This is a genomic window from Microbulbifer variabilis (assembly GCF_052467165.1).
The window spans coordinates 2,567,950-2,592,337 of sequence record NZ_CP174301.1 but is presented as its reverse complement, the minus strand read 5'-3'; the positions used below and the strand labels follow the sequence as shown (position 1 = coordinate 2,592,337).

Sequence of the window (24,388 nt, the reverse complement as noted above, 5' to 3'; positions counted from 1 at the left end):
TTTTCAATCGAGGTCACATTTTCCCTATCTGGAATAGTTGATCGTTGGTAATACCGTCGAGCTTCCACTCCAGCATATGAAGGCTGGGTTGCCTGCTGGAGTGCTTCATAAGATACTCGGCTCTATGTACATCAATATATCGTTTTAAAGGCGTCTTTACCCCGAGTTCCTCAATGGTGGAGTAGCGCGAAGGGAAAGAAAACTAGGTATTAACCTCGGTTAACGGCATAGTCTATACGGTATTGAAACCTTGGGTCTATCGCTGGCCCGTACCCAATCTCGTGGGGCAAGTGAAGAAGCCTTATCTCCAGATACGTTGGACGCGGGCTCACGCTGGGAAAGAAGGCTGGAGAGGGAGGTTTAGCTGCCAAATAATCTAGATACGTCGGCGTATCTACACTGGTGACTTGGTGATTAATTTATCGTAGTCTTTACTGATAACTGATTAGTACCAAATTTACTCTGAACTAATCAGAAGTTCCCTAGGGTTTGAAATGGAACTATTGCCAAACGAAACAGTACATAATAATTAAGGCGGTGACAATCCTATGTTAAGTTTTCAATTTAATACTACAAAATCGATTATAAATGGCCCTGGTAGGTTAAATAAAATTAGTGAGATATGTGATCAACTAAATATAACTAAGTTGTTAGTGGTCACTGATCAAGGTATTGTAAATTGTGGTTTGGTTGAGAAACTGAAGGAGCAATTACATAGTAAATTTTCGACCATTGTCTTTGATGAAGTTAGTGCTGATCCTAAAGAGCAGATCGTATTGTCGGCAGTAGCCTTAGCAAAGCAGCATAATGTTGATGGTGTAATTGGATTTGGTGGTGGCAGTTCAATGGATACCGCCAAAGTTGTTGCTGTTATGATGGATTCTCAGCAATCTCTAGAACAGCTATATGGGCTTGAACGAGTACAAGGAGGTCGCGTACCCTTGGTTTTAATACCTACCACTGCTGGTACCGGTTCAGAAGTAACACCCATCGCGGTTTTAACAACAGGAGAAACCACCAAAGATGGCATCGTCTCCAAACAATTATTGCCAGATGTTGCCTTATTAGATGCACAATTAACTCTAGGGTTGCCAGCTCATATTACTGCTGCAACGGGCATTGATGCTATGGTGCATGCCATAGAGGCATATACGTCTAAGCACAAAAAAAATGCCTATTCAGATATGCTAGCCAAGCAGGCATTGCTATTGCTATCAAAAAATATAGAACAAGCCACACGTCATGGAGAGGACATAGAAGCAAGACAAAATATGTTATTGGGTGCCTGCCTTGCAGGTCAGGCTTTTGCCAATGCACCAGTTGCCGCTGTACATGCGCTAGCATACCCATTAGGGGGGCATTTTCATGTACCTCATGGATTAGGCAACTCGTTAGTATTGCCACATGTGATGCGCTTTAATCAGAGTGATACAGCCAAGCTCTATAGTGAATTGGCGCCATATATTTGTGAACACATAAATACGTCTCAATCAGATCAAAAAGTGTGTTCTGATCTCATTATCTTTATTGAGCGGCTAATTGAACGATTAAAATTACCCCGGACCTTAAAACAGTTAGATATTGGCGAGCATCATTTAGAGATGCTCGCCACCGATGCAATGCTACAAACTCGCTTACTAATCAATAATCCGAAACCGCTGTCTCATGATGATGCACTCCTGATTTATCAGGCTGCTTATGAGGAGGCTTTGTGAGTAAGCAGGCTGTGTTGCGTACAGATTATTTTTGTTTTGAAGAGTTAACTACCAGATGGATGGATAATGATGTGTATGGGCATGTAAACAATGTCGTTTACTACTCATATTTTGACACTATTGTGAATAGCTTTTTGATTAATAAAGCTGGATTGGATATTAAAGCCAGTGAGAACATTGGTTATATAGTAAAATCTGAATGTAATTATTTGGCTGGTATTTCATATCCTGAAAAAATACTTGGTGCTTTTAGGGTTAATCGAATAGGCAATTCTTCAGTAGAATATGGTGTCGCAATTTTTAAAGAAAAACAAGAAAATGCATGTGCGCATGGCTCTATGACGCATGTCTTTGTTAATCGGAGTACCGAACAGCCGAGTAAAATTTCTGGTCAATTGCTAAAGGCATTACAAAGTGCATGTATTAAGAATTGAAAATTAAATATATGTATTAAGTTGGGCCATATACAATACAGAACAAACGGTTTTGATAAAAGACTGCTGATTGCCTGGGGCTTTTATATGACATTTGTCTTGCCCATGTGAAAGTTTATCAGCCTATCGCCAACTAGTTTCTGGCGTTCTTTCAAGGTACGTCGGTAACTACATAAAATGTTGAAATGAGCTTTAAGAGGCCACCAGGAGAGGGCAATTCGGATTGAAGCGAAGTATCCGTGGTTGGTACATTTCTTGAGTAAATTTGGGCTGTAAACGGTACCCTTTGTATGGACATGATCCATGTTGCATGCTGGTTATATCTTGGCAATATGCTAAGAGTCACTTACTATGCATTGAGCTAGGCTAATTCTAGCTGCAATTTGATATACATTCTCTCTTAAACCTTGATATGTTAATGGTGATAATTACAGCTTGGATGACCAAGTCATATTTATCGCTAGCGATTGGGCGAAGTTAATTGGGCTATCTGACTATGGATGATTTCATCAAACCCTGGAGTAGATCCTTAAACATCTTGCGCATGAAGGTTTGCCTGGCGGAGTGGAAAATATTACGCTTAATCAGGTGATGAATATGCTTTCCATATTTAGAGTAAGTGGCGATCATCTTGAGCTCATTTGGGGTAATAGCTCAAAATTTGAGGTGATAATATCGCTCAAGTTTTTTTACAATATAGTGAGGCTATTTCCGCTAGGAAGTACGTTCTATGTTTTTATTGAATTTCATAGAGTTACAAAGAGGAATTGAAGTTGTTAATAGTGGCCCTGGATGTATTTACTCTGAATGAAATGAAGGATATCGTTGAATCAATAAAATCAGAAGTTAATATTTATAAAATTGGCCTACAGCTGCTTACTTCAGAAGGCCCTGAAGCTATCCGATACCTCAAGAGTCATGGAAAAACAGTATTTTTAGACCTTAAGTTACATGAAATATCTAGCTCTGTTTCATCCGCAATAAAAGCTGCAGGCAGACATGGAGTAGATATGATTACCGTCCATGCTTCAGGTGGCCAAAAAATGATGGAGTCAGCAGTAGAGGCCGCATCAGAGTTTCCCTGTATGAAAGTGCTAGCTTTAACCGTTGTAACGGGGCTAAATGATCAGGATCTGATCGATATTGGTTTTAGCCGTAAAAGCCAGGATCAAGTTATAAGGCTAGCTCAGATTGCGCAGCGTAGCGGCTGTCATGGAGTTGTTGCTTCCCCACAAGAAACGGAAGCCCTTCGAGCGCTGCTGGGTAAGGATATGATTATGGTTACCCCAGGAATTCGCCCAGAAGGCGGCGACATACAGGACCAATATAGGATTGGTACACCTGCCCATGCAATCAATAGTGGAGCTTCATATATTATTGTTGGGCGGCCTATAGTTCAGGCAGACAATCCTGAAAAAGCGGCTAAGGAAATTAACCGGCAAATATATTTGGCAGCAACAGATATATACAAATAAATGAGCTTCTTGATCCGCTTGCTGAAAGGCTGTAGTGTTCTCATGTAATTCACCGGAGTTCTTGGTGGAGGCTATGACATATTAAATATTACAATCGGCCCTATCAAGCACTTTCAACTTCGGTAAAACTCATGACAAGCCGCTGAATGTAAAATCATGTTGAGGTAGTGAAAGAAGAATCGTCTTATCATTACTATCAAGAAGGTGCTTTAAAGGCAGCCAAGTGACTGCCTTTATCTTCCGCATTAATATCAAGGAGCTATTCAGAAACTCCTGAATTGTGAAAGCGAATGTAGTTAGCGATTCGGCGGGCTGCTTTCTGTGTGGTTTTGTCTGTTGGGTGCAGTCCATCAGGTAAAGGGTGAAAGCCCTCCCATATATTCAATACCTCCGCCCCAGGGAGTTCACTGCTTAAACGGTTATAATGAAGCTCCCGCAATTCGTTATACTGCTGTTCATTCATAATCCAATGCAAACCGAATAATGCTGCGGTTGTTGACAGGTCAATATCCTCCCAAGCTGGCATTATGTCATAGATAGGCGTGATACCTTTATTGAGGGCAGTCTGCCCAACAGCTATTAATCTATCGATATAGGCATTCAGTTGACTTGTATCACATGGTTGAGCCTGGTCTTGAGGAATACCAAAGGCATCCGAGTGTAGGCAGTCATTTGCTATGGTGATAACAACATAACTCGCATTGTATTTTACGCCAGATGGTTGGGAGGGGTCAGGTACAGCGACTCTCATTAGTGCTCGGTTAAGTTGGTTTTCATAACCAAACCAAAAACCTGGACCACAATCCGGTCCAGGGTTACAGCCTAGGCGGTTGAAGGTTGTCGCCCCAGCCTGAGCTTCATTTATAACATAACCTGATAGACTTTTCTGCCGAATAAGTGCTTGATGTAATGATAGATATTTACCGGCGCTAATCGCGATTCCGCCAAGGGGGGAATTGAAATCATCATTAATTGGTATTCTGCCATCGGTGAAAGATGCTCCAATAGTTAGGATAACGGTATCCTCTTTCATCTCAGCCAAGAGACTTTCACTTAGAATGATACTGCTAATGAAAGCAAGAAATAAAAATCCTTTATTCAATTTTAATTTCATAATAAATCCTTTTTCGTAAAAGTCGGTAGTGAAGCGTCTGGACAACTTAAACTCGATAGAGCGTGATATATCATTTGTCTAGCTTATCTTTAAAAGTATATTAAGTCATTATTTAAAATGTAAATAGCACATAAATTGACGGCTAACTCACCAATACGAGTATTCTATTAAATTGAATATGCTTCTATTTCTAAGTTTTTTGTTTGTCAGTAACGAGTAATATTATCTGAAGGTTGGTGAGCTAAACAGCTTTGTCCGTCTGACATTGTGTTATGTATGTTCTACCAACAACTTGCTTGAAGAAAACCAATAATTTCATTGATTCTTAATGGCTTCTCGATAAGATATATGGCAATGAAAGTACGGAATTATATTATCCTTCTTTCTTAATATGTGTAATAGCTAAAGGTAGCTATTGAACTTCGGTACCTTTTTGGATGGTTAGGCTGAAGAGCTTTGGAATTAAAGAAAAGGATGATATATTGATACTGCTTTTGAATTAGCTATTATGTTTCAATTAATATCAGTTAGTTGTTAGAAAATGAGTAGTATAAAAAAGAGCCTTGAAGAAATAAAGGCAAATAATAAGGAGTGGCGAAAGATAGCGTTTGCATTCTATTCAGTTGCTCATAATGATCTAAGAGAATGGCAAGAGCTACCTGATGATTTAAAGGCAAGTGAAGTCGGTGATATCTGTCAAAAATACATCGAATCTAAAGATATAAAGTATCTCGAGGAGGCAGGTCAAATGATTGCTGGTAAAAACTGGTTTATAGCGCTCGGTAGGTCATTTTGATACTTTAGACTATTTCACAAATGGAAACTTAAGAAGTCGCAGCAGCGGACCGACAAAAGGCGTCACTCAAATTCCTACGCAATTACGGACTCCTTTTGTTGGCGGCTGTATGTGACATTATGCAATTTAACTTTTAATTCTGATTTTGCCAGATATACACGAGAAGAACTATGGCCAAATACCCGGAAGCCCTTGACCACATGCTGGCAGCATGGAACGAACCTGACTCTTCTAAAGTACGCGTCCACCTTGAAAATGCTCTGAGCAGCGATGTTCGGTTTGTTGATCCGTCTATTGATGTCTCTGGCATTGACGGATTTGAGAAAAATGTCCATGAAGTAAAGTCTAAGCTTCCAGGAGCTATTTACTCTCGAACTAGTGGTGTAGACTCCCAACATGGGTTTCATCGGTACCATTGGGCAATTCATCAAAACGATAAGTTGCTCCTAGCCGGGTTTGATGTAACAGAAATAGATGAGAACGGGAAAGTTTGCTGTGTAATTGGTTTTTTCGGCGAAATTCCCGAAATCTAAGGGCGATGGCGATAGCTGTGACAACGATTTGGTGCATAACAAAACGCTGTTGTTAAAAAGCTTTCTGCTGCACTCCGAATTTGTCACAGCGTTTGACGTTAGTGCGATAATCGGAGCTTGATGTTTCTTACTGTCTAATAAGGTTTGAGTTCTATAACTGAGGTCCGGGTGGAGTCTCCTTATTAATCGTACCGCACTCTCTGGCCCTGCTAAACTTTTAAAGCAGCCTCCAAAGTCTCATTGGAGTTGAAGCCAGTATTTTGATGATATCTTCCAGCTGCTTGAGGATAGAGGAGAGTTTAAGTAACAGCATACAGCCTTTTAGGGGCTAGATAGCGATCACAAAAATTTATTATCTATTCATATGAACAGGTAAACTTTTTAGCATATTTGGGCGCTCATCTTGCACAAGAGGTAGCGGACTTCTGGTTTGCCTACCTATGATTGGCGTATGAATACGTTTTTGAATAGAAGGGTAATCAGAATTATTAGGAGTCTCGGCGATACAGGCACGGTTAGGATTGAAATCCCCATTGGCCAAGTAGTTCCAAGGACCTTTTCATTCAGTAAAAATAGCCGTCCTAGAAGCGGCTGGCACAGGCGCCTTCAATAAAGACCCGGCGAGTGATTGATTCATTTAAACAGCGCATGAATCGGCTAGTATCAATCAAGCGTTCTAGTCATAAATAGTCTGAAAGCAATAGCTTTACGTTTAAATTATGCACATTGTTTCTTACCCTGCTTCGCCACTGTTTACTTCGTGATCAGCTGTACTGTTCTGCTTAACGAGGCTTACTAAGGTACTAAGTTACCTAATAAGGCGCTGCTGCTTGAAAGCGCTATACCCCCTTAAATGAGCACGGCTTTTCATACCTAATTTCGACGACTTTTTGTTCTCGATATTGGCCGAGTAGTGAGATTCCTATTCCTGCCATGATGATGATTCCTCCAACGATTTGAGCAAAGTTGGGAATCTCTTGAAGAATCAGAAAGGCGAAGAAAGTGCCTGCTACGGGAGTGATGGCTGTAGCGATAGAGATATCGGCAGAGCTGGCCCCTCCTTGGAGTCCTTTAAACCAGGTGATCTGCCCAAAGACTATAATGATCGCGCCGTATACCAGCATCCACACCCAGAGGAATGGAGAAAAGAGGTCGTCAAAGTGATGGGGGCCAAATACAGAGAGGACAATGATCGAAAAGAGTATCACTCCTGCAAGCATGCGGAAAACTGAAAAGACGCCAATAGGGATGCGATCAAGCAGTTTCCGACTTACCTGAACGGCAATGACTCCTAAGAGTGTTGCTACAGCGGTTAAAATTTCTCCTGCTTTGGGAAGGGTTTCTAGGAATTGGTTCATTGCTGGATTTCCAAGGTTCAGCATTTTCATGCTCATTGGATCTTCCATCGGAGGTTGATGTAGCACAAAAATTGCAATAACACCAACTGTTACCACAATAGCACCCACTATTGAGAACCCGGTGGGCTTTTCCCTGAACATTAAAAAAGCTAACAAGAGTCCTAAGGGAGCATCTAGAGTTGCAATTAAAACGACATTAGTCACCTCTGTGATCATTAGAGCAATAAAGAAGAAAGCAGGGGCAAGAACACCAGACATCAAGATAAGCACAAACATGTAAAACCAGTCTTTGAAAGGGTACTGTTTTAAGATGCTGAGGCGCCAATCTTTCCTATAGATTATTAAAAGGGTGATACCCGCCAAGAGATTTCCTGCAAACAAGAGGTTGCAAAATGATATGGGATTATTTCCATTAATGGGGTGATAGGCACCGAGCTCCCCGATTTTCGCAACAACAGAGTTGGAGGCAGCAAATATAAGAATCGAAATCCATAGCCAAAATCGGGTACTTTTTACGGTGTGTTGATTTTCCATCTGGTATCCCCTGAGTGCTACAGTAAGCTTTAGCGGATGTACCTTGCCCCTGGCTAAGTACGCCTTATCTGATAGTGGAAGTAGGTCATTCTGATCTGGATTAGTTTAGACTAAATCTCATAATCGGCTGCCTACAAGCAGTTAAAATATATCTATATATCAACGTCGGAGTGGTTATTCTTGTCAATGTCCGAGGCAATGTTACGCGTATTCCCTCGACGTCCAGTAAAATATTCGAATTTAGTTCGGAAAATTTGATTGGGGTATCTGCCTGAGCGATGGGTTCATGGACGTAATTTCATCTCTTATGCTGCTGAACGTGGAACTTACGTTGATGGTATACCATCTGTACAGTTAGGAGTTGATGTCCAAGGATTTGCTGCAAGGGAGCGGGATTGCCAACCAAAGAACTATTTCTTAGTCAACTGAAAGGACTTCCAATTAAGCCAAACGGATAAAAAACAAAGGCAGCCAATGTCAAAATCTGAGCTTTGCCTGGATTTTGAGGCAAGTATTTTAGGTATTGCACAGGTAAAGAATGATCTTTGAAGATAGACCTTACTTAAGGCAAATACAGTTCAAGAGGAATAATATTGGAAGCTTCGGCCCATATCCTTTTTGTATTCCAACCATAAATGAACTTGTTTTTTGGGTTTTCATCCAGATGTAACCATTGATACACAAGGCGCAAAGTTGAAAAAATAGTAACTGCTTTTTATTGATCTGGTGGTATAAAGAATAATTGTGAAGTGCTATTCAAGTTTGTTGCTTGCTGCTTGCTGCTTGCTGAGCCTGATTTGTTATCCTGGATAAATTATCCATGCAATCACGTAGGGACGAAGTTAGCCTGGTTATATTCAAAAGAAACCAAAGTTAAAGTGTAATTCTCAGCTTGATATAAGGCATTAAAGTTAAGGAAGTGATTGATACTCTCGATAATCATTCCTTCATGCTGTCACGATGTTGAAAAAGAGTGTCAGGAAGTGAAGATTTTGGTGGATGAACGCAGGGATCTCACTAAGGTATTCACTAGAGCAAAAAATGAACTTTCTGAAGTGCAGCGTTTAGGGGTAGAGAATCCTAAGTTGAAACAGGAGGTTGATATACTAGGAAAGTGGCAATGGTTTTTGCGGAGGAACATTAGCAAGATATCGATTTGTCCAGTGGTTCGATTCATAACTAGGTATCAAACTATCTTACTGGTGACTCGGAGTGAAACACAGTGGCCATTATGATTGGCTGAAGAGGTCGCGATCAGACCGAGAATACCAAGGTGATGATCTTAAGGTTCAAATCTCCCATTTTATTTATTTTTATTTCGTTGCTTTGCTTAGTTTATTGGCTGCTTAAGAAGATTGTGTCCAATAAGGCTAGATAACACCTAAGAAAGTAGATTGCTTTTTTCACGGTCACCAGGTGTCTTAAGTTATTCTGTGTTTAAACCGGTGTCAAAATTAATTTTTATCTGTAACTAATGAGTTTATTTTTCTTTTTCAATCAATTTTTAGAGGTTATGAGTGTGACTTATGAATGGTTTTTCCAAATTTTGGAACAGGTGGTTTCGTAAAATGTTATTAACGTAGGATAGGGTTAATCAAGATAGTCTATGTGATACGAGTATATGTGATGCCGAGAGAGGGAGTCACATTTTGTCGGGTTTATTGATTAGGAAAGTAAGTGTTAAATTATGAGAGATAGTGAGTAAAATTTTAAAAGCGAGCTGTGGCTAGCCCGCTAAAAGGTAAGCTTACTTATTGAGACGAATAATTTTGGAGTGTTCGCTTTTTACTTGCGTACAAGTAGTAATCCAGTTTCAGTGTGGTCCGTATAGGGGAATTGATCGAATAGAGCAAAGCGTTCAATGTGATGTGTTTGACTTAGCAACTTGAGGTTTTCCAGCTGTGTCTCTGGATTACAGGAGATGTATAGTATTCGTGGGAAACGAGCAACCATTTTGCAGGTTTCCTGGTCCAGGCCTGCACGGGGTGGGTCAACCAGTACGGTATCGAAATTATAGTTGTCCAGGTCTATGTCGGCGAGCCGGCGGAAAGGGCGGACCTTATCGATAGCCTGTGTGAACTCTTCGCTGGACAGCCGCACAATATCCAGATTATTAATACGATTTGCGCGGATGTTTTCCTGGGCGGAGTTAACAGAGACTTTGGATATTTCTGTGGCTAGTACTTTCTGGAAATTCTCACTGAGCGGAATGGTAAAGTTGCCGTTCCCACAGTATAGCTCTAGCAGATCATTGGCGCTTTCTCCGCAAGCACTTTTGGCCCAACGGATCATAGAGCGGCAGATCTCACCATTGGGTTGGGTAAAGCTACCTTCCACCTGCTTGTATTGGTATTGCTTGCCACCTATCTCCAACTGTTCGGTGACATAGTCCCGCTCCAAAACCACCTTTTGCTTTCGAGAGCGGCCGAGGATTGGGAAGCCGAGTTTATCTTGCAGTGCACGGGCTTCCTGTTCCCATATTTCATCCAGCTTTTTATGGTAGATCAGGGTAATCAGGGCATCACCACTTAGAGTGGTGAGAAATTCAGCGGAGAACAGGCGCTTGCGTAGAGTCTCACTGCTGTTTACGGCCGCCAGGACCCTTGGCATCAGTTTATTCATAAGTTCTGAGCCGACAGTAAACTCGTTAATAATAAATGGCTTCTTGTACTCGCCCTGACGATACATGGCGTAGTAGGCTACGCCGCCCTCATGCCAGACTTTGAATTCTGCACGCTGTCTGTAGTGGATGGGTGGTGAGGGAAATAGCTCTGGCTCCAGGTTAGTGAATTCCCGGTAAGCTTCACCCAGGCGCCGGGCCTTCTTGTTCAGCTGCTCTTGATAGTCGTTGGTGTTAACGCGGTACAGTGCCATATAGAATACGGTAGTCTCAATAATGGAGCGGGCGCGAATTATATAGGAATCTGTATGGCAATAGGTGAGATAGCAATCAGGGTACAAGGGCAGGGGTTACATGAGTTTACTGATCAGGTGACTGACTGGGTCTCTTATCAAGGGGCAAGGGAAGGACTCTGTACGTTGTTTATTCAGCATACTTCCGCGAGTCTGTTGATTCAGGAGAATGCTGATCCAAGTGCGCGTAGGGACTTGGAGCAGTGGCTGAATCGCTTGGTACCTGAGGATGATCGCCTTTACACCCATACCATGGAGGGGCCGGATGATATGCCGGCCCATATCAAGTGCGCTTTGACTGCAACCAGCCTCTCAATCCCGGTGCAGGGTGATCGCCTGATGTTGGGAACCTGGCAGGGTATCTATCTGTGGGAGCATCGCCACCATCACGGAGATCGGCGAGTAATCTTGCACATTTGATTGGAGACTAAGAGCGGTCCTGCTTGGCTAGTGGCTTAATGGTCATAGTTTCACAGTCTGCATTCCCTTTTCCTTTAAAAGTTGGATGTTTCGAGAGTCACTCCAACCGAACTGCAGTAGTGGTCCAGTAGTTCCTGGGTGTGAATTGCGCGTGCAGCAGCGGCGTTGCGAAGCTCAATATCTTCAGTTGTAGCCATATGACAAAAATGTTCAATCATGTAAACGACTTGGGATTTTTGGGTGTCAACAGCAAAGTGTTCAAATTCTCTGGGAGTTGCCATTCCTTGTCGTAGCGTAAAGTCTGCTGAGTAGTTGGGGTTGCCAAATACAAAGCTATCCTTCCAGTCCAAGACAAAGTCATTGAGCTGAATCAGACCGTTGTCTCCCAGGATGTTGAGGTCCATATCGCACACACCAGCGTCGTAGCCAAAGTCGAAAGTTGAGGTTTGAGCACTGGAAAATTCGATCATGCCGGTGCCACTAATAACGGCACCAGTTTCTCGGTCGCGTTTTACCGCTCCGGCAATAGATTGGATTGTTCCTGCCGGGCGCAAGAACTCTACGATAGCTCGCATGTTGTACCAGCCGATATCTGCAATTGCGCCAGTTGGTTCCAACTTTGGATTAAAGCGTATGTTGTCGCGTTCTACGACGGGGAAGAGGAAAGCGGAGTAAATGCGCTGAACATCCCCGATAGACTTCTGTTGCTGCTTGATGATCTGTTTTGTCCTCGGGTGGTGGGTGAAGTGAGTGGCATCCATAAAGGCAAGCCCTGTCGACTGGGCCTGATTGGCAATTCTGCGTGCTGAAAGTCCATTGAGGAATGGTTTTTCGCTAATCAGGTGATTGCCATTTTTGAGGGCTGCCAGACAAATCTCTTCCCTGCAGATAGTTGGGGTTGCTACATAGACAGCATCGATATCCCCTGCCTCTACAAGCTGTTGCCAGCTTTTAAACACTTTGGCAATTTTGTGTTCACTAGCGAATTTTTTGGCCCTGTCAAAGTGTTTACTTGAGACCGCGACAGCTCTGGCTCCGGTGGCTTGGTCTATCGCCTTGGCTGTTACACCGGCGATCATACCACTGCCGACGATTCCGAATCGGATATCTGGCATAACATAGATTCCTGGGTGTCTTGCTAAAAATTGCGGAGTAATTTCAGGATGTGGCTGTGAAGCGCAGTGTAGAACAAGGTTGTGCGAGGTGTTGTATGGGAGGGCTATGATCAGCCTGGCTAGATAGCCAGGCCGTTGGAGATAGTTGGCCTGGTCTGAATTCTTAGAAGTTGAATAGTAGGAGTTACAGGCAGTTGGTGGGTTTGGGTAGGCCAGCGATTTTACTGGCCACCTTGGCTGGGCTTGGTGGAAAAAGCTGCATCAGGTAGATGCTACGACCTTTGTCTGCACCCAGGTGTTGGCCGATAAATTTCACCAGGGGACGCATGGCGGGAGACAGGTCGAACTGGCGATAGAAGTCCTGTAACAGCTCGATAACTTCCCAATGGGCATCTGTCAGCTTTATGCCTTCGGCTGCCGCCAGCTGTTCTGCTACATCGGGGCTCCAATCTTTAAGGTCCCGCAGATAGCCCTCTTTATCTAGGGGAATTTCTTTACCATTAGCTGATAAGTGATCCATTTCAACTTCTACCGGAACCAGCTGACGATGGGGTTATGCTGAGTACAGAGTTTTACCCAGCCAGCATCGTCAATCATTTTGATACCTGACACAATTGCCGCCAGCTCCCGCTGGCCGCGTGCTGCGGCATCGGCCTCCAGACAGTAAACGGCTGAATTCTGTAGTGTTTGCAAAGCATCATGGCGCAGGGCATAAACGCCATCCTCGATTAGAAGTAACGCATCTCCTTCGGCAAAGCTTTGCAAGCAGTCCCGCAAGGCGCTGGAGCTGAATGGAGATTTACTGACTAAATGTAATGTCATATCAAAAGCTCAATACACATTGGTAAGAGGCAATTAAAGCGCCCGGCTGCTCAATTGTCTTGATCTCTACTCCAGGAATTTCTATCAGTTTGGGCTTAACCCCCCTTTCTGCGAGACTGCTTGCGCAAACATAGAATTGTTCCAGTCCAAACATAGGGAGTGCCAGCAGGTTTCGGCGTTGACTCTTTTGTTGGATTTCTTCCGGCGATTGGTTGCTCAGCAACTGGAATATCCCATCACCGATAAATAGCAGGTCTACTTCCTGCTCCATAGCGGCTGATGCAAGCACTGCTTCGAGACCTTCGCGAGCCAAAGCACTCCCGTAGGGAGCCGTGCGGCATAGGGCGAGAGTTTTGTTACCCATGATTAGCCTCCAAAAGTTACAAGCCGCTCAGAATTGGCTACAGCGTCAGTTAGTTGGCCTAGGCCTGCCAACTCGAATCCTTCTGCGAGGTTTGCTGATAGCTTCTCCTGTCGCTCCGCTTCCCGTTGGCTTAACACGCCGCGCCTCTGCGCTGCTGCGATGCAAATAACAAGGTCAAGATTGTATTGCCGCTGTAAATCTTGCCACTCGCCGGTTAAGTCGGCTTCATCCTGGGGGGGCGCGGCGATGCTATTGCCATTTTGTATGCCATCGCAATAGAAAAAAATCCGGTAGATTTCGTGCCCTTCAGAAAGCAGGGCTTTGGCAAAGCGCAATGCGCTTGCGGCGGACTGGGTTGAGTGGGGCGCAGAGTAGACTGCCAAGGAAAACTTCATAGCGGGCCAAATAGTAAAATGCCCCGCACTGCGGGGCATAGTATTGACTCAACAGCAGCTGCTGATTAGTCGTCGGAAGAAGCGAATCCGATGATGTGCAGCAAAGCAGTGAACAGATTCAGGATGTCCAGGTACAGGGAAGTAGTGGCCATCAAGTAGTTGGTTTCACCACCGTTGATGATACGACTGGTGTCATACAGAATGAAGCCGGACATCAGCAGGGCAATAACCCCACTCAGGGCAACACTGGCCAGCGGCATGTAGATGCCAAAGAAGCTGGCAATCACCATGCCCAGGCCACAAACTACGGCGGCAATCAGCCCTACAAACAGGAAGCCACCCATAAAACTGAAATCTTTGCGGGTTGTCAGCACATAGGCGGAAAGGGCAAAGAAGATCAGTGCGGTGGTGCCAAGGGCTTGCATAACAATCTGGCTACCCCCGGCTAGGCCCAGGTAGTGGTTCAACATTGGGCCAATGGAAGCGCCTAACAGGCCGGTGAAAGCGAAAACAACGCCGATACCGGCGCTGGAATTTGCGGTGCGCGGCAGTACAAACCAGATCAGGGCCAGGGCTCCTAGTGAGCAGATCAAGCCCATGCCACGGCCCATGCCAACGGCCATGGCGATTCCTGCAGTGACGGCACTGAAAAGTACAGTCATTGCCAAAAGGGCGTAGGTATTGCGCAACACCTTCGCCGATTCCGAGCGGTCCAGTGCGCGGGTATTTGTATAAGCTTGTGGTTGCATTTAGCGACTCCTGCTATTTAATCGATACCGGAATCATATAGCTCGCGGTGGGGACCATCAAGTCGGGAAATCCCTTTTAAGCGCTGGCTATAATTCTTGTTAAATTCGAAAAACCTCAATTTTTACAGGGTTTTAGTCGAATCTTCTCCTGCAATTAATAGGGGCATAGTGGGCCTTTTCAAGGGGATTTACGTTACGAGGGTCGAAAAGGCAGCTCAATATCCACGATTAACGGTAGATGATCAGAGGCCTGACGGGTGAGGGCAGTACGGGGAACACGCACCCTTTTTACCGCAAAGCCGGCGCTCAGGAAAATATGATCAATTCGCACTTTTAAGAAGGTACCTTTAGGTGTATGCCGGGGGGCCTGCTCTTGAGCATCACGCAGGTAACCTCCGAGGCGCTTACACTCCGCCGAGGCCGGTAGGGCGTTAAAGTCACCCAGTAAGATGCGTTCGCCTTTGCAGCGTGGGTTGCTAAGCCATTCAGGCCCCAGCAGTGCATCCACCTGACGCAATCGCTCGGCTCTGGAGAGGCCAAGGTGAGTGTTAATGATCTGGATCTTGCTGCCGTTGTGCTCAATCTCCACCCAGACTGCGCCGCGGGGTTCATCAGCAGCTGGATTAAACAAGCGCCCCTTACCTTTAGGGGGGCCTGGCAGTATCCCTTTCTTGACCAGTTTCACCGGGAGGTGGGTGAGGATGGCATCGCCGTAGCGCTCTTCGTTGAGGTTGATTGCCGGCTGGAAGTGCACATCCATCGCCAGCAGTCGCGCCAACCGTTCCGCCTGGTCCAGGCCGCCACTGCGCTTACGCTTTACATCCAGTTCCTGCAATGCCACCACGTCTGGGCGGTAGCGGGCGATTACCCTGGCTATACGTTGCGGGGAGAGGGTGCCATCCACACCCCGGCAACTGTGTACGTTATAGGTCATGATTCTTAGGGTACTTTCCGGCGACCTGTGTTCGTCCAGCTTCATCGGACGTGCGCCACGCAGATAGGCCCGGGCGGCAGAGCGTAGATCCTGCGGGCGCCAGTAGCCCAGCCCCGGATCTGGTGGCTGGATATCCTCTGGCATCAGCGCGAAAGCATGGGTCTCGTTGGGGCCAGCGGCGCCATGGCTGCCATTTTCCATAGCGAATGTCAGCGGCTGTTTTTCACTGGAACACCAGCCATACATCATGAAATCGCCGGAATCCGGATGACTGCAAAGGCTGATCATGTCGTCGATAGCCTGTTCGGGGTAGGGGTGCTCGTCCCCCATCAGCTCGCGGCCATCCTTTGGCAGACTCACCGGGCCATGTTTCCACCAGCCGTGGACAGGGGATGAGGGAGAACTTGGGTCCACCCGGTAGAGCACCAGTGGCACGTGGGCCTTCTCTACAATCATGCGTGCTACATCTGCGCGGCTGTTACCATCCAGGTCCAGGTTGTAGAGCATTGCCAGGGGCCCCAAGGCGGTCAGTGCCAGCGGGGTTTTACTGGCATCCTGTTCCGGCGCCCGCTCAAGTTCAACCTTATCCATCCATTCGCTGCCAAACAGTCGCGCCCGCTCCAGCTGGACTCCACGTCTACTCTGGCCTGGCTCGATTCGTGGTGGTTTTGGCAGTCCGGAAAGGATTTCTGAAAGGGCATCGCCAAGGCTGCGGCCATACAGCTCCTCATAGGGTTGGGTTTGTTCCTGGCCATGGTCGGAGAAGATCCATACATCGTAGTGGCGGCGGTCTGAGGCATGGGCAGCGCGCCAGATACGCGCTATGGCATCGTCTATACCCTTCAGTACCCAATGGGCGAAAGCCGAGCGAGGACCGCGGCGGTGCGATTGCTCATCGTAACCCAGTAGATTGACATAAATAATGGGCAGGCCGCGGGTAATATCGACTTTGGCGCCCATAGTACAAAACTCTCGTGTGAGGATTGTGATGCCGACCCGCGTTGGGATAAACATCAATTCCTTTATGAAGTTTTGCCCCTGCATTAAACCGCGTACGCAATCTATGAGGGAAAGAACCAGTTCCACCACGATCAAAGCGCCGGTGCGAATCAGGCTCCATAGATTACTGAGCACCAGTATGCAGATGGTTAGTGGGCTGGCACTGCGCAGTGCGGGTCCCCAGCCCTGGTCGGCGGGGCAAAAATGGGCTTCACCGGTTTTGGTTCCGGCACGGAACAGACTGAGATAACAGCTGCCACCGCTTAAAAGTGGGTCGCGCTGTTGGGTATTGATCCTTTTTTCGACTAATGCAGCCACTTCCGGATCGTACATGCGGCCAAGCTTTTGGGTCTCGTGTACCAGAAAGCCGAAGGCGGGCACCGCCTGGCGCACTCCATAGAAGAGTTCCGCTTGAACAGCGGGCGTGGTGGAGGGAACTCCAGGGTACATATGTTCTAGACGGTAATGTTCCTTCCGGATCAACCGTTTTAGGAAGGGCATGCGGCCTCTGGCCAGAGCTTTGAGTAACTCGGGGTAAGCCAGTCCATCAATCTGGATCAGGATCAGCCCCGGTGCATGGGGTTGGCGTCCACTGGTGGAGAGACCCAGTAGAGAGGCAATCCACTCACTGCGACTGAAGCGACGGCGCCAACGCCTGACGGAGAGTCCAATACGGCTTAACATTGCTCGGGATTACTGCTCCGGTGCCTGCCTCAGTGCTGCCCCAGCGGCTCCGGTTAGGCCTTCGATAATTTCCCACTGTGCCCCCATTAACTTGCATATCCTTCCCCATTGATTTGGGTGGATCCGACTTGGCTGGGTATTGTTTTTTACCAGGGGTTGGTAAAGGTCAAGCGCGCGCTGGGCGCAGCTTCTCATGGAGAAATCCCTGGCGGTGTTTACCGCCTGGTAAATTAACTCTCTGCGGCCTCCCGGAGGTAGGTCATGTAGCCAGTGAATGGCAGAGACAAAATGTTCAAGGTCGGTGTTGTTGAGTAGCCGTCCATTGATTCTGTCTTTGACCATTTCCCGGGTTCCATTGGCCTCCAGAGCTATGACTGGAACCCCGCTGGCCATTGCTTCAGACAGGACAAGGCCCTGAGTCTCTGTTGTTGAGGAAAAGACAAAGGTGTCCATGGCGGCGTACATATCTCGCCGTGATGTACCGAGAACCTTGCCTGGCATGTGTACACGTTGTAACAGGCCTTGCTGGGTGAAAAAGTCACGCAGGTCATCTTCCAGTGGCCCACTTCCCGCCAATAGGAAGTGGGTATTTTCCCGGTCGTGCATAAAGCGGGCTACTGCTTCACAGAGGAAAGGCAGATTCTTCTCCTGGCCAAATCTGCCGAGGTGTCCCACTACAAATGCTGAGTCGGGAATATGCAATTGGTTTCGGATACCCCTACCATCACCGCCGCAATATTCTTCCACGTGAACTCCAGTAGGCACCTCTGCAATAGGCGTCCGTACGCCGCGTTCATGCAGTAGCCGCACAACACTGAGACTTGGAGCGAGTACCAGGTTGGCAAGGTTAGCGTAGCGGGTAGCAATTTCTATGGCGAAACGTTTAACAACCGGGGAGCTGGCCATCACATTATGGGTGTAGTGTTCATATAGTGTGTGGTGAGTGAAAACCAGCGGTAATTCTCGTTCGCGGGCAATTCGCAGTGCCGTCAGGCCCAATAGGAAGGGGTGGTGGGAGTGGATAATATCCGGTTTGAAGTCATCGAGCCTCTCATTTAGGGCGAGAGAAAAAGGTAGAGCGATAGAGAAGTCGCTACCGTTAAAGTTTTGTATCGCATGGATCCGTAATACATGTTCCTCGCGGGCTACCTGCTCGGCGAATTCCGGGGCAATAACCAGCACTTTGTGACCGCGCTTGCGGTATTCTTCGCTGAATGCTGCGACCGAGTGCGCCACGCCACCGACGTGGGGCAGGTAGGTATTGGTTAACATCACGATGTTCATGGACTTTTCAACTCTACGGAATTCAGGCCCTCGCCAACCAGGGTGGGTGAAAAGCCGAGGGGTTTGATGGCGATAGCCGGTGCCTTTCCGTACCATTCTCCTTTCCAGGATACTTTCGGGATGGCGCCAGGAGTAATTTCCAGGGAGATGACGCCAAACCGGGTTGGTGCTGGGCCGAACAGAATAGGCTTCCTGGCAGAAGTATCCTTGAGCCATTCAGGCGGTAGCCCGGATATCAGGATTAGGGCATCCTGCTCCTCGCGAACAAAGCAGTTCCGTTGCATTGCTATCCATTCAGCTGCGGCCCAGGCGTGTTGACCATCCCCCATGCAGCCTCCTAGGGAATGGGGGTGGATGGCTTCCGGCCATTGGCCTGTGGGGGAGGCGAGTTGTGCCACACTGCGCATTAGGTCCAGGCAGCGCCGGTCGCCGGCACGCAGCAAGACCTGGGCGATATGCAGGGTCAGGTAGGCGTTGATCCCCGAGTGGATCATGTCCTGGAAGAAACCTCCGCTGACAAAGCAGTTATTGATCAGGAAGTCCGCTAGATCAGTGAGCCTGGCATCATCCGCTGGATAGAGTTGCAGGGGGTAACCGGCAACAACGGAGCCAATGGCGCCGGCATCCAGGCGGCGATTGGGAGAGGCGGGCATTGCTGCGCGGCCAATTCTCTTCTGCGCCTCGGCAAGGCTGCGGTCAATGGTGTTTTGAAAGTCACCGGCTGCGGTATTAAAACGGTGGGCGTTATCGTCGATGCCCTCCCTGGTGCAGATTGAAGCTGCGGCATGCAGACCAGCCACTCCCCAGAAGTCATCCCAGTAATAGCAGTCGTTGGGGCCCAAGTGCTCTGCGCTGAATCCGGCGGGAAGCAGACCGGCGCAGAGACTTCCGTCCTTGGGTAGGCGCTTATTGATGATCCAGCGCGCCCCCTTCAGTATTGGTTCACACCAGGCCTGTTTTAGTGGTCTGTTACTCAGCTGGCAATAGAGGTCGAAAATCCATAGAGCTTCGCCATTGGAGTCCCATTCGCCATCCTGGGAGTGGAAAAAACCATCGCGTTTTTGTCTCTGGGGAAATTGATCCAGGGCTCGCTCGGCTCTACTGGTGAGCCCAGCGAACAATAGGGATTGAATCATAAAGGCCGCATCACGGAACCAGAAACGCTTGTAGGTATAGGGCCCAGGGTAGACATCACAGGGAGAGTGAAGGATCAATGTGCGGATTGCCGAATCATATAAGAACTGGAAGTCCCTATCCGGGACCTGCAGGGTACAATGCCCTTTTAGGCTTTCTTTCCAAGTTTTCGACGGCTGGCCTGTATGAGATTCCTCTCCTAGGGGAATGGATACATCCAGTTTGAGTGGCTTATGTCGTTCAATCCGGAACATGGCCGCTGCCGTGGCCATTCCAACGTCGCACTCACCAGACATACATCCCTGTTCATCCTTCAGGTGCAAATAGATATCGCCTCCGCGATAGTTGGATGCCAAGTGTTTGTCCACTGCTTGCCCGAATTCAACAGCGGGCTGGTCCTCAATTAGCCAGCGTCTTCCGCTCTCTTCCAGGCTTACCTTGTGCACGAAGCTGACTCCTTCGGGATTGCAAGGCCGCAGTGCCACCAATAACCATCCGCTATCTCGGCAGCTGGCAGTGAGATCCATCACGCAGTGGGGTTTTCCATATCGGGTCTCAACCCGGGTACAGTTGCGCAATTTAAGGCTTTTTAGGGCTGATTCAGTCACCACCGAGATATCGTCACCTAACTCCTGGTGTTGCTCGCAGTAGGTGAGACTGGCTGGGGTCAGCACATCGCCTGTATCACTGACTACCCAAGCATCAATGGACCAGCCATCGTAATGGGGAGTGAGTAGGCCGCGAGGATCGATAACCGGCAACTCATCGCAGTCTGGTAGGCCTACTGCCGTCCAGTTGCGGTGGCTGAGGTTGCAGTGAGTAATGGAAAAAGCGCGGGGGATGAATGACTTGTCCCTTGGATCGAATTGGCGCTGGATCCAGTATGGCCAGACCCAATCCAGGTTGTGTTGGATAACCTTACTGTTGATTAGGGCGCGGGCATGAAAGACTGCCCCAGCACGCAACAGCTCAATTGGTTCGCTGACCTCAGAGGGCTCGGCAAAGCGCTGCAGGTGTGCCATTAATGTAAGCGGGTCAAGGAAACCGTGGGCAGTTGCGAATCTGCGAACGAAGAAACGCCACGGTAACCATTTCATCCAGGGCATCACAGGTCCTCTTCTTTTACGATTCGTTTTAATGCGCGCCGCGCCATGCGAGTCAGGCCGATCAGGGCGATCACTGCGAGAACAAACCCCATGATGTAGAGCGTCCACTGGACTGCGGTGCGTTCCTCCACTTTGCCAAGTGAGGCTAGATCCGCGGCGATAGAGCCCACATAGACGTTGTGTAGGGTGAGGGGAATCACTCCAAGAGTGTTGCCTAGGATAAAATCCCTCAGCCGCACCGGAGTCAGGCCGAAAAAGTAATTGGACAGCTTGAATGGAAACAGCGGCACCAGGCGAGTCAGCATAATCATCTGCCAGCCCTCCCGCCGGATGACCTCGCCAATGGTGGCGGGCTTGATGTGCGACATCACCCAGCGTGATGGCCTTTCACCAAACAGGTAGCGGGCAATAAGGAAAGCAATAGTGGCGCCGAGAACTGTGCCGGCCACCACCAGGATAGTGCCTTTAATAACCCCAAAAACAAATCCAGCCCCCATGGTGAAGATCACGCCGGGTAGCAGTAAAACGATTGCTGCGGCCACGATGAGGATATAGAGAAGGCTGGTTTGCCAACCCCGTTCATTGAGCCATTGCAGTAGTTCTATCAGCCGTTCATCCAAATCAAAATAAAAAATCAGGCTCAGTGCCCCAGCCACGGCGATCAGGCAGATGAAAAAAACGACTATTGGAAGAAACTTCGCCGCCATAGAACTGCTCGGGGAACCAACAACGGGCGGTTTTGATTGCCGCCAGTTATTAGCCTAGCCAATGGATAACGGCAGGTGAAACTTCCTTGTGGCGTGACAGTGATGGAATTGACCTCTTAGCGATTACCCATCTATTTTTTGGCCTATTCCCGTTAGAAAAGAACTGGCGTCGCCATGAGATATTAAATAAGCCAGCCTAATAAAAGCTAAGTCCATAATTGCGAAAAGAAATTTAAAAAGGGCGACAACAGGATGGCGTTGGGATGGGCCCCACAGCTTAGCGCAAGGCGATCAGCACATATACTTATTCGATCTTAATTATTTGCGCATTGACCAGTTTTGTGCCGTTGCCGGAATAGGGGTGATCGTTGTTCAAGGGCGGGTTCGCAATATGGATATTCTTCGGCGCTGCCTGGAGCTCTGCCCCCGAGCCTGTGCTTCCTTTAAATGAAGCTGTGCAAACAGCAATTAGGACCAACTTGCGAGTGCAGGGCGCTGCGCTGGAAGTTGATGAGGCTGGAGATATGGTCGAAGCGCTCAAAACCCGTCGTTACCCACGCCTTCAACTGGATGCAGCTGTGGAGCATAACCTTACTACTCAAAACTATACATTTCCTCAGGGCAGTTTGGTTCCCGATTCAGAAATTGGGCCTATTCCACCGGTAAATGTCGAAATTACCTCTGAAGAGGGAACGACCGAGTTGGTTTCACTCGGGGTCCGCCAACCCTTAACCCGCTTGTACACCATTGCTTTGGAAATCTGTGAAGGTTACGTGAGTACCGAAATGGCGGCACAAAAAGTGCGGTGGACCCAACAGGATGTGGCCTATTTAGTGAAATTGCAGTACTTCGAGGTGGGGAAAATACTCGGAGACTTACAGGCCATAGATGAGTCCATACTTTTTCTTAGTTCCTTGAGTGATTTGGTTAAGAATTATGTCGACCAGCAAGTGGCTTTGGAATATGAATTGCTGGATGTGCGAGCCCGGCTTGCTCAGCGAGAGCTAGAGCGTCAACGGCGTGTTGATGAGATGATCACCGCCAAGGAGAGGTTAAATGCGTTACTTGGCAGAAATGTAGAAACACCGTTTAGTATTGAGCACCTTTCGGTACCCCCTCCGGCTCTCTTTGATATGGGGGAGTCACTTCAGTTGGCTTTTGAACAGCGGGCTGACTTTATTGAGTCACAGCTGGCAATTGAAAAAGCCGAATACAGTTATGACATCAAGAAATCGGAATATATACCGGAAATAGATATTCAATTTCGCTATCTCAAACTTTACAACGTACGCTTGATTCCAGATGCCGAAGCTTATGTATCCCTGGATATGCGTTGGGAATTTTATGACTGGGGGAGGAAGAGGGACGAGTTGGCAAGTCGCGCGAGCAAAATTGCGGGCGCTGAGGTGCAAATGGCAGAGGTACGTAATCGTATTGAGATAGAGGTGCGGGAGAGTCTCCGTAAGCTGCGTACTGCGCAGGAATCTGTAAAAGTTGCACGTGATCTTCAAGCGGCTTACCGGGAAAAAGTCCGGGTAATGATTAATCGCTATCGGGAGCAAACCGCATTGTTGACCGATGTGCTGGAGGCGGAAACCCAGCTTGATCGAGCCAATAGCGATTACAACGGCGCTGTACTTTCAGTTTGGGGTGCCCTTGCAGAGTATGAAAAGGCATTGGGGGAAGTTTAAGTGCTTAAACCTTTAGCCTTATTTTTTTTCACATTTTTGCTTATAAGTTGCCATGGAGAACCGCCTGCAAAGCAGCCCATGCCTGTTCAGGTAGCTGTAGCGCGCACTGAGCGCGGTGCTGAAGGGTATCCCTATTCAGCTGTAGTCAATCCTTACACTCAAGTGGATGTGGCATTTAGGACAGAGGGTTATATAGAAGATATTCCAACCCGTGAGGCACAGGGAGAAATTCGGATTTTACAGGCCGGGGACTACATAACAAAGGGGGAGATACTTGCGGAAGTTAATGATGAGCAGTACCGGGATCGGGTAATTGAAGCTGCAGCCAATGTAAGTAAGGCTGAGGCGGAGCGCCGAAAGGCGGATTTAGATTACAAGCGCGCTTCAGCATTATTTGCCACAGCCAGTATAACTGCACCAGATTACGATACCGCGCGTGAAGAGTTCGAAGTAGCTCAGGCAGCGGTGGTTGGAACTAAAGCACACTTGGATAAAGCGAAGGAGGATCTGAACGATACTGTATTACGTTCACCATTAACGGGAATAATTCTACAGCGCAAGATAGAAGTGGGCAGCTTAGTACATGCACAAGCAGTGGGGTTTGTTGTTGCTGATACTTCAAGAGTGAAAGTGGTTTTTACTGTGCCAGATGTAGTGCTTAGCTATACTAAATTAGGCAGCATTCTTTCAATGCGCACACAATCCCTACCTGAGAAAATCTTTACCGGTATAGTAACTGAAGTTTCTCCAGCGGCGGAAGTTCGTACTAGGGTTTTTGCTGTCACCGTAACTGTTGCTAACTCAAATGCAGAGCTAAAAACTGGCATGGTGATGTCTCTTGCGTTGGCAAAACGAAAAAGCCCATCAAATCGGGTGGTTGTACCACTTTCCTGCTTGTTAACGAATCCAGTCAAAGGAAAAGGATTCTTTGTGTATGTTCTTGAATTAGAGAAAGAGATACTTAGGGCGCGAATTAGAAGGGTGACTCCTGGTCCCGTTCTTGGCAATAGTATCGTTATTTTAGATGGCTTGTCGATGGGGGAGCGCGTTGTTTCTAATGGGGCTGCACAGCTGCGGGATGGTGAAAAGGTAAGAGTAGTGCCTTGATAAGG

The 24,388-nt window shown here is 47.4% G+C and carries 21 protein-coding genes; 8 read left to right on the top strand and 13 right to left on the bottom strand.

The window, feature by feature from the left end:
* The first annotated feature begins 548 nt into the window (after nt 1-548).
* From ACJJIP_RS11480 to pyrF, 3 genes are all read left to right on the top strand, one after another.
* Entirely contained in the window at nt 549-1,715 is a 1,167-nt protein-coding gene (locus ACJJIP_RS11480; protein ID WP_444945153.1) for an iron-containing alcohol dehydrogenase, read from the top strand.
* Nucleotides 1,712-2,149, top strand: a complete 438-nt coding sequence (locus ACJJIP_RS11475; protein WP_444945152.1) for an acyl-CoA thioesterase — start codon at nt 1,712-1,714, stop codon at nt 2,147-2,149. Before ACJJIP_RS11480 ends, ACJJIP_RS11475 begins: the two co-directional genes overlap by 4 nt.
* Nucleotides 2,150-2,931: 782 nt before the next feature.
* Nucleotides 2,932-3,624, top strand: a complete 693-nt coding sequence (pyrF, locus tag ACJJIP_RS11470) for an orotidine-5'-phosphate decarboxylase (RefSeq protein WP_444945151.1) — start codon at nt 2,932-2,934, stop codon at nt 3,622-3,624.
* A 259-nt stretch (nt 3,625-3,883) separates the two neighbouring features.
* Here pyrF and ACJJIP_RS11465 read toward each other — a convergent pair whose 3' ends face one another.
* On the bottom strand, nt 3,884-4,738 hold the full coding sequence (locus tag ACJJIP_RS11465; protein ID WP_444945150.1) for an SGNH/GDSL hydrolase family protein: 855 nt from the start codon (nt 4,736-4,738) through the stop codon (nt 3,884-3,886).
* A gap of 541 nt (nt 4,739-5,279) precedes the next feature.
* Here ACJJIP_RS11465 and ACJJIP_RS11460 point away from each other — a divergent pair.
* Both ACJJIP_RS11460 and ACJJIP_RS11455 read left to right on the top strand, forming a co-directional pair.
* Nucleotides 5,280-5,534, top strand: a complete 255-nt coding sequence (locus ACJJIP_RS11460) for a hypothetical protein (protein WP_353375257.1) — start codon at nt 5,280-5,282, stop codon at nt 5,532-5,534.
* Between the two features lie 170 nt (nt 5,535-5,704).
* A complete protein-coding gene (locus ACJJIP_RS11455) occupies nt 5,705-6,067 on the top strand; it encodes a hypothetical protein (RefSeq protein ID WP_020415161.1) in 363 nt (120 codons plus the stop codon).
* An 839-nt stretch (nt 6,068-6,906) separates the two neighbouring features.
* On the opposite strand, the gene ACJJIP_RS11450 is transcribed toward ACJJIP_RS11455, so the two are convergent.
* Together ACJJIP_RS11450 and trmA are read right to left on the bottom strand one after the other, a co-directional pair.
* Nucleotides 6,907-7,959, bottom strand: a complete 1,053-nt coding sequence (locus ACJJIP_RS11450; protein WP_444945149.1) for a DMT family transporter — start codon at nt 7,957-7,959, stop codon at nt 6,907-6,909.
* A gap of 1,785 nt (nt 7,960-9,744) precedes the next feature.
* Nucleotides 9,745-10,833, bottom strand: coding sequence for a tRNA (uridine(54)-C5)-methyltransferase TrmA (gene trmA / locus ACJJIP_RS11445; RefSeq protein ID WP_444945148.1), 1,089 nt, complete (start codon nt 10,831-10,833; stop codon nt 9,745-9,747).
* Between the two features lie 54 nt (nt 10,834-10,887).
* Here trmA and ACJJIP_RS11440 point away from each other — a divergent pair, with 54 nt between their 5' ends.
* Complete coding sequence (locus ACJJIP_RS11440; protein WP_444945147.1) at nt 10,888-11,292, top strand: secondary thiamine-phosphate synthase enzyme YjbQ; 405 nt, start codon at nt 10,888-10,890, stop codon at nt 11,290-11,292.
* Nucleotides 11,293-11,366: 74 nt separating this feature from the next.
* On the opposite strand, the gene ACJJIP_RS11435 is transcribed toward ACJJIP_RS11440, so the two are convergent.
* The 10 genes from ACJJIP_RS11435 to ACJJIP_RS11390 all read right to left on the bottom strand — a co-directional run bounded on the left by ACJJIP_RS11435 (nt 11,367) and on the right by ACJJIP_RS11390 (nt 21,585).
* Entirely contained in the window at nt 11,367-12,407 is a 1,041-nt protein-coding gene (locus ACJJIP_RS11435; RefSeq protein WP_444945146.1) for a Gfo/Idh/MocA family protein, read from the bottom strand.
* Between the two features lie 184 nt (nt 12,408-12,591).
* Complete coding sequence (locus ACJJIP_RS11430; protein WP_444945145.1) at nt 12,592-12,927, bottom strand: TusE/DsrC/DsvC family sulfur relay protein; 336 nt, start codon at nt 12,925-12,927, stop codon at nt 12,592-12,594.
* Between the two features lie 8 nt (nt 12,928-12,935).
* On the bottom strand, nt 12,936-13,229 hold the full coding sequence (tusB, locus tag ACJJIP_RS11425; RefSeq protein WP_020415168.1) for a sulfurtransferase complex subunit TusB: 294 nt from the start codon (nt 13,227-13,229) through the stop codon (nt 12,936-12,938).
* A gap of 1 nt (nt 13,230) precedes the next feature.
* Nucleotides 13,231-13,593, bottom strand: a complete 363-nt coding sequence (gene tusC / locus ACJJIP_RS11420) for a sulfurtransferase complex subunit TusC (protein WP_444945144.1) — start codon at nt 13,591-13,593, stop codon at nt 13,231-13,233.
* A 2-nt stretch (nt 13,594-13,595) separates the two neighbouring features.
* Nucleotides 13,596-14,027 carry a sulfurtransferase complex subunit TusD gene (gene tusD, locus ACJJIP_RS11415; protein WP_020415170.1) on the bottom strand — a complete coding sequence of 144 codons (432 nt, stop codon included), beginning with the start codon at nt 14,025-14,027 and terminating at the stop codon, nt 13,596-13,598.
* Between the two features lie 26 nt (nt 14,028-14,053).
* On the bottom strand, nt 14,054-14,737 hold the full coding sequence (locus ACJJIP_RS11410; RefSeq protein ID WP_020415171.1) for a Bax inhibitor-1/YccA family protein: 684 nt from the start codon (nt 14,735-14,737) through the stop codon (nt 14,054-14,056).
* 193 nt (nt 14,738-14,930) lie between these two features.
* Nucleotides 14,931-17,354 carry an endonuclease/exonuclease/phosphatase family protein gene (locus ACJJIP_RS11405; protein WP_020415172.1) on the bottom strand — a complete coding sequence of 808 codons (2,424 nt, stop codon included), beginning with the start codon at nt 17,352-17,354 and terminating at the stop codon, nt 14,931-14,933.
* A gap of 9 nt (nt 17,355-17,363) precedes the next feature.
* Nucleotides 17,364-18,638, bottom strand: a complete 1,275-nt coding sequence (locus ACJJIP_RS11400; RefSeq protein WP_020415173.1) for a glycosyltransferase — start codon at nt 18,636-18,638, stop codon at nt 17,364-17,366.
* Nucleotides 18,635-20,878, bottom strand: a complete 2,244-nt coding sequence (locus tag ACJJIP_RS11395; protein ID WP_444945143.1) for a hypothetical protein — start codon at nt 20,876-20,878, stop codon at nt 18,635-18,637. The genes ACJJIP_RS11400 and ACJJIP_RS11395 overlap by 4 nt, the downstream gene beginning before the upstream one ends.
* Nucleotides 20,878-21,585, bottom strand: a complete 708-nt coding sequence (locus tag ACJJIP_RS11390) for a TVP38/TMEM64 family protein (protein ID WP_020415175.1) — start codon at nt 21,583-21,585, stop codon at nt 20,878-20,880. The genes ACJJIP_RS11395 and ACJJIP_RS11390 overlap by 1 nt, the downstream gene beginning before the upstream one ends.
* A gap of 368 nt (nt 21,586-21,953) precedes the next feature.
* Between ACJJIP_RS11390 and ACJJIP_RS11385 the strand changes: the two genes are divergently transcribed.
* Together ACJJIP_RS11385 and ACJJIP_RS11380 are read left to right on the top strand one after the other, a co-directional pair.
* Nucleotides 21,954-23,276, top strand: a complete 1,323-nt coding sequence (locus ACJJIP_RS11385) for a TolC family protein (protein ID WP_444945142.1) — start codon at nt 21,954-21,956, stop codon at nt 23,274-23,276.
* A 78-nt stretch (nt 23,277-23,354) separates the two neighbouring features.
* A complete protein-coding gene (locus ACJJIP_RS11380; protein WP_444945141.1) occupies nt 23,355-24,383 on the top strand; it encodes an efflux RND transporter periplasmic adaptor subunit in 1,029 nt (342 codons plus the stop codon).
* Nucleotides 24,384-24,388: the final 5 nt, after the last annotated feature.